The 5,967-nt window shown below is 75.1% G+C and carries 3 protein-coding genes; all 3 read right to left on the bottom strand.

Annotated elements, in window-relative coordinates; all coding sequences use genetic code 11:
• Window positions 1-143: 143 nt before the first annotated feature.
• Window positions 144-3,671: an ATP-dependent helicase gene (locus AC5LSR_RS19515; RefSeq protein WP_493468779.1), complete on the bottom strand. Its 3,528-nt coding sequence runs from the start codon at window positions 3,669-3,671 to the stop codon at window positions 144-146.
• Between the two features lie 357 nt (window positions 3,672-4,028).
• On the bottom strand, window positions 4,029-4,430 hold the full coding sequence (locus AC5LSR_RS19510; RefSeq protein ID WP_250287299.1) for an MGMT family protein: 402 nt from the start codon (window positions 4,428-4,430) through the stop codon (window positions 4,029-4,031).
• Between the two features lie 272 nt (window positions 4,431-4,702).
• Entirely contained in the window at window positions 4,703-5,875 is a 1,173-nt protein-coding gene (gene moeZ / locus AC5LSR_RS19505; protein WP_250287297.1) for an adenylyltransferase/sulfurtransferase MoeZ, read from the bottom strand.
• Between the last annotated feature and the right edge of the window lie 92 nt (window positions 5,876-5,967).

Genomic DNA, 5,967 nt, shown 5'->3' with positions numbered 1-5,967 from the left:
GCCCCCGGCGTGGGGGCCATCTTCGAGACGCGGAGAACCTCCGGCGCGCAGGCCGCCACCGGGAGGTGGCCCCTCGCCGGGGCGGGGTGCGCCGCCGGCCGGCCGGGACACCACGCCCACGGTCGGATGATCACCTGTCGCGTTCATGCGATCACCTGCCGTCCGTCGTCCTGGGCCGGGCAGCAGCGGCGGAAGGCGCACATCGAGCAGTCCGCGCCGGGACGCGGCGGGAACCGCTCCGCGGCGACGATCTCGACCGCGTCCACGAGAAGATCGTCCATCCAGGTGGGGCCGTCCGGCGGCAGGGCCGGCTGCCGCTGCACCTTCGGTGCCCGGGCCGGCCGCCGCCCCTCCGCGACGCCCGCACCGGTGACGCCCGCCCCTGCGGCCTCCGGTGCTGTGGCGTCCGCCCCTGTGGCGCCCGGCGCTGTGGCGTCCGGTGCTGGATCATCCGGTGCCGGGTCCGGGCCGGCGTCCAGGCGCAGGTGTACCAGTTCCGCTCCGCCGGGCTCGACGCCGGGCCCCAGGCCGTCGGGTGCCACCGCCCCACCGCGGACGGCCAGCTGGTAGGTGCCCAGCTGCGGATGCCGGGCCACGTCCGGGCCGGACGGCGCCGTGCGGCTGGTCTTGAAGTCCACGACGTGCACCCGGCCGGCGTCGTCGAGCTCGATACGGTCGACGAAGCCGCGCAGCCGGACCGTCCGCCCGCCCACCGCCAGGTCGCAGGCGAACGGGACCTCGCTGGCCACCAGCCGCCGCCCGCGGGCCGCGGCGTGCCACACCAGGAACCGGGCCAGGGCCTGGCGCGCCGCCGCGCGCTGCTGCTCGGAGCGCCACTGCGCCTCGTAGCCGAGGTGACGCCACACCCGGTCCAGCCGGATGTCGAGGGCGCCCAGGTCGGGCTCGGTCCGCCCGGTGGCCACCTCGTCGGCCAGCGCGTGCACGACCTTGCCGAAACCCATCTCGGCGTTGCTGGCACCCTGCGCATGCGCCTCATGTTCGAGGAACCAGCGCATCGGGCACGTCACGAGCCCCGACAACGACGACCCCGACAGCCGGATGGGGGCGTCCGGCGCGACCACCGCCACCTCGCCGGAGGTCACCTCGACCAGTCCCCACCAGCGGCCGGGACGAGCGGCGGGGACGAGCGGCCGGCCGGCGTCGTCGACAGTGGCGGCAAGCCGCGCGAGCCGGGCCGCGGCCGCCTGCCGCATCGCCGGCGTCGACGCCGGGTCGACCGCGGCCCGGCGCAGCGCCGCGACCGCCGACGGCAGCGTGAGCGGACGTGCCGGCCGGGACCGGCCCCGCGTCACCACGACGCCGAGCCGCTCGGCCTCGGTCAGCTCCTGGAAGAACCGGCTCGGGCTCGTCCCCTGGTCCTCGGCGGAGTCGACCGCGGTGACGACGAGACGCCTACGCGCCCGGGTCAGCGCCACGTAGAACAGCCGGCGTTCGTCGGCGAGCAGCTCGGCCCGGGTCACCGGCTCCCGCACGCCGCCGAGCTCGGGGCGTTCCAGCCGCTCGGCCTCCAGCAGCGAACAGCGGGCCCGCAGATCCGGCCACTCCCCGTCCTGGACACCGCAGACGACCACCACGTCCCATTCCAGGCCCTTGCTGCGGTGGGCGGTCAGCAGCCGGACCACGTCCGGCCGTGCCGGACGCTCGGTGAGCACGTCACCGGCGATCTGCTGCTGTTCCAGCTCGTCGAGCACCGGGCCGATGCCGGTGCCCGGCCCGTGCCGGTCGCTGGCCCGGCCGACGGCGGCGAACAGCGCGACCACGGCGTCGAGGTCGCGGTCGGCCGCCCGGCCGGCGGCTCCCCCGGCGGCCGAGGCGCGTTCCAGCCGCCGCGGCCAGCCGCTGCCGGACCACAGCACCCACAGGACGTCCTCGGACGTGCCGCCGGCGGCCCGCACCGCACGCGCCGAACGCAGCAGCTCACCCAGCCGCCGGGCCGGGCGGGCGAGACGCTCCTCCACCATCAGCAGGGCCCGGTCGGGATCCGCGACCGCCTGCCTGAGCAGCTCCGCCGACGACGCCGGCACCACAGGCCCGCCCGCCCGGCCGGCCGGCACCGCGGACTCGGCCGGCCGGCCGGGCGGGGGGCCGGCCTCGCCCGTGCGCGCGGTGGCCGCGGCGCCGGCTGCGATCGCCACCCGCTCAGCCGCGCGCAACGCCCGGCCCAGCGCCCGCAGCGCGCCCGGGTCGGCCCCGCCCAGCGGGCTGGTCAGCAGGGTGTGGGCCGCCTGCGCGGTCAGCTCGCCCGGCGGGCTGTCGACGCAGCGCAGGGCGAGCAGCAGCGGGGCGACCGTGCCGTCGCGGGCCGGTGGCAGCTCGTCGCCGGCCACCTCGACCGGCACCCCGCCGGCGACGAGCATCCGGCGCAGCGGCAGCATCGACCGGGTCGCGCTGCGGACCAGGACCGCCATCCGCTCCCACGGGGTGCCGTTCTCCAGATGTTCCCGGCGCAGCAGGTCCGCGATGCCCTCGGCCTGGGCGCCGGCGGTCGTGTATGTGCGTGCCTCCACCCGTTCGGCGACGGGCGGGCCGGCGGCGACCAGCTCCCGGTGGGCGCGCAGATGCTCGGCGGGCAGGCCGGTGGCGGGGATGCGCCGGGCGGCCTCCCGGCTGACCGCGAGCGCGAGCGGGCCCAGCCGCCGGCAGCGCCGCAGGGTGACGACATCGGCCGCACGCCCGTCGGCACGGGGGAAACGAGCCGGGAACTCCAGCAGGCCGCGGACCTCCGCCCCCCGGAAGCCGTAGATCGACTGGTCCGGGTCGCCGACGACGACGAGGTCGGCGCCGCCGCCGGCGACAGCGCGCAGCAGCCGTTCCTGCGCCGGATCGGTGTCCTGGTACTCGTCGACGAACACGGCCTGGTAGCGGCGACGCAGCTCGGGCCCGACATCGTCGCTTTCGGCGACAAGGGCCGCCCGCTGCACCAGCTCGGGGTAGTCGATGGCCCCCACGTGGTCGAGGGCGTCGAGGTAGTCGGCGTAGAAGGTCGCCATCGCCGCCCAGTCCGCCCGGCCGGTGCCGTGGGCCAGCCGGGCCAGCGCGTCCGGGTCGAGACCGACCTCCCGGGCGCGGGCGAGCATCGCGCGGACCTCCTCGGCGAACCCGCGGGTGGTCAGACAGCCCGCCAGGGCCGCCGGCCACCGGGGGCGGCCGATCTCCCGCGTGCCGGCGAGCAGGTCGCGCAGCTGGGCGTCCTGCTCGGGGCCGGACAGCAGCCGCGGCGGGACGCCGAGCGGGTCGGGCCGGTACAGCCGCAGCAGCGCGTAGCACCAGGCGTGGAACGTCCAGGCAAGCGGGACGCCGACCGCGGCCCCCAGCCGCCAGGTGATGCGCTCCCGCAGCTCCCGCGCGGCGCGCCGGCTGAAGGTGAGCACGAGGATCGCCGCCGGGTCGAGCCCGTCGCGCACCCGCCGGGCCACCGCCTCGACGATCGTGGTCGTCTTGCCGGTGCCGGGCCCGGCGAGGACGAGCAGCGGTCCCCCGGCATGATCGACCACCCGGCGCTGGTCGGCGTCGAGGGCGGGCGGGGGCACCTGCGGCGTCGGGGTCCGTACGAGCCGGTAGGCGGCCGGGCCGCCGGCCCCGCCGGTTTCGGCGGCGCCGCCAGCCGCGCCGGCCCCGGTGGTGCCGACGGCGTCCCGATGAACTGTCACGGAGTAGAGCACACCACGTCCCACCGACAAACCCGGATAGGCCGGCACCAGAACGCCCGTTCCGCCACCGGGACCGGACGAACCCGCCGGTACGGCCAGGAGGTGTCCGACGGACGTCCGACCGCGCGGGCGGCGCTCAGCCGGCCACCCGCCGCGTCGTCGCCCATGGCTTCGCGCCACGAGCTTCTCCTGCGCCGTCCCGGCGACGAGGCCGGGCAGGCACGAGGCCGGGCAGGCGGAAACGAGCAGATGGAGCAGATGGAAAGGAAAATAGGGGGAGCGGACAGCAGGAGACAGGTGACAAGAGGCCGTCAGCCGCGCCGCCGGCAGGGGTGCGCGGCCGGCGGGGGCGTGCCGTCAGCCGGTTGGTCGGCCGTCCCAGCGGGCCACGGCCAGGTCCACCCGCTCCCCGCCGGGACGCAGCGCGGTGCCGTCGGCGACGAGCCGCCGCAGCGCCTCGACCGGGGCAGTCGGGTTCGGCTCGCCGGTGGAGCGGATCACCCGGTGCCAGGGCACGTCGTCGTCATGCCCGTGCCGGCTGAGCACCGCGCCGACCGTCCGGCCGGTGCCTGCGCCCACGTACTCGGCGACGTCACCGTAGGTCATCACCTTGCCGCGAGGGATCCGGGTGACCGCCTCGAGGACGGTCATCGCGTACGGGCTCGGCCGGCCACCGACACTGATCCGGGTGGCCAGCCCCGCGGACACGCTCAGCGGCGGCTCATGTCGCCGCCCGGCCCGGCGGGCATCCACTGGCATCCGACCTCCTCCGACACGACCCGGAGCAACAGTCGTACAACCATACGTATCCACATGATCGCATGCACAGCCACCCGGCCGGTACCCTACGTCAACGAGCACCGGCCAGCAAAGAAGACCGCCGCGAGTTTGCCGTCCGGTACGCATCCGGGGCCGAAAAACGTACACGACGACAAACTCGCGCAGCTCATGCCGCGCCCGGGTAGTCGTGAACCCGTGCCACGACCACCCGGAGGCGGTTCAGCAGACGGGCGGATCAGCAGACGGGCGGATCAGTAGACGGGCAGCGACTTGTCGACCTGGTTCGCCCAGGCGGTCACCCCGCCCTGGACGTGCACCGCCGAGGAGAAGCCCGCCCCCTTCAGCGTCGCCAGCGCCTCGGCCGAGCGCACCCCGCTCTTGCAGTAGACGACGACCCGGCGGTCCTGCGGCAGCTCGGACAGGTGCGCCGGCAGCTCGCCCTTGGGGATCAGGCGCGCCCCCGGGATGCGCACGATCTCCCACTCCGCCGGTTCCCGCACGTCGACCAGTTCGATCGGCTCGCCCCGGTCGAGCCACTCCTTGAGCTCGGTGGCCAGGATCGTCGAGCCGGCGGCGGCCCGCTCGGCCTCGTCCGAGACAATCCCGCAGAACGCGTCGTAGTCGATCAGCTCGGTGATGGTCGGGTTCTTGCCGCACAGCCGGCACTCCGGGTCCTTGCGGACCCTGATGGTGCGGTAGCTCAGCTCCAGGGCGTCGTAGACCGTCAGCCGCCCGACCAGCGGCTCGCCGATCCCGGTCAGGAGCTTGATCGCTTCGGTGGCCTGGATCGACCCGATCGACGCGCACAGCACGCCGAGCACGCCGCCCTCGGCGCAGGAGGGCACCATGCCGGGCGGGGGCGGCTCCGGGTAGAGGCAGCGGTAGCACGGGCCGTGCTCGGCCCAGAACACGCTCGCCTGCCCGTCGAACCGGTAGATCGACCCCCACACGTACGGCTTGCCGAGCAGCACGCTGGCGTCGTTGACCAGGTAGCGGGTGGCGAAGTTGTCCGTCCCGTCCACGATCAGGTCGTACTGGCTGAAGATCTCCGTGACGTTCGAGGTGTCCAGCCGGGTCTCGTGCAGGACGACCTTGACGTATGGGTTGGTCTCGCGGATGGCGTCCCGGGCCGACTGCGCCTTGGACCGCCCCACGTCGGACTGCCCGTGGATGATCTGACGCTGCAGGTTGGACTCGTCCACGGTGTCGAACTCGACGATGCCGAGCGTGCCCACCCCGGCGGCGGCCAGGTACAGCAGGGTCGGCGAGCCGAGCCCGCCGGCGCCGACGGCGAGCACCTTCGCGTTCTTCAGCCGCTTCTGGCCGTCCATGGCGACATCCGGAATGATCAGGTGTCGGGAGTAGCGGCGGACCTCGTCGATGGTCAGGTCGGCCGCTGGCTCGACCAGAGGCGGCAGTGACACGATCTCTCCTCGCGGTTACAGCGCTGGCATCCGTACGTCCGGCTACCCTGTCATCCCCATCCTCGCAGGGACGCCATGCCATCATCGGCGAT

This window comes from Protofrankia sp. CiP1_Cm_nod4 (genome assembly GCF_982290645.1).
The sequence above is the reverse complement of the archived record's forward strand: the minus strand, read 5'-3'. Positions and strand labels throughout refer to the sequence as shown.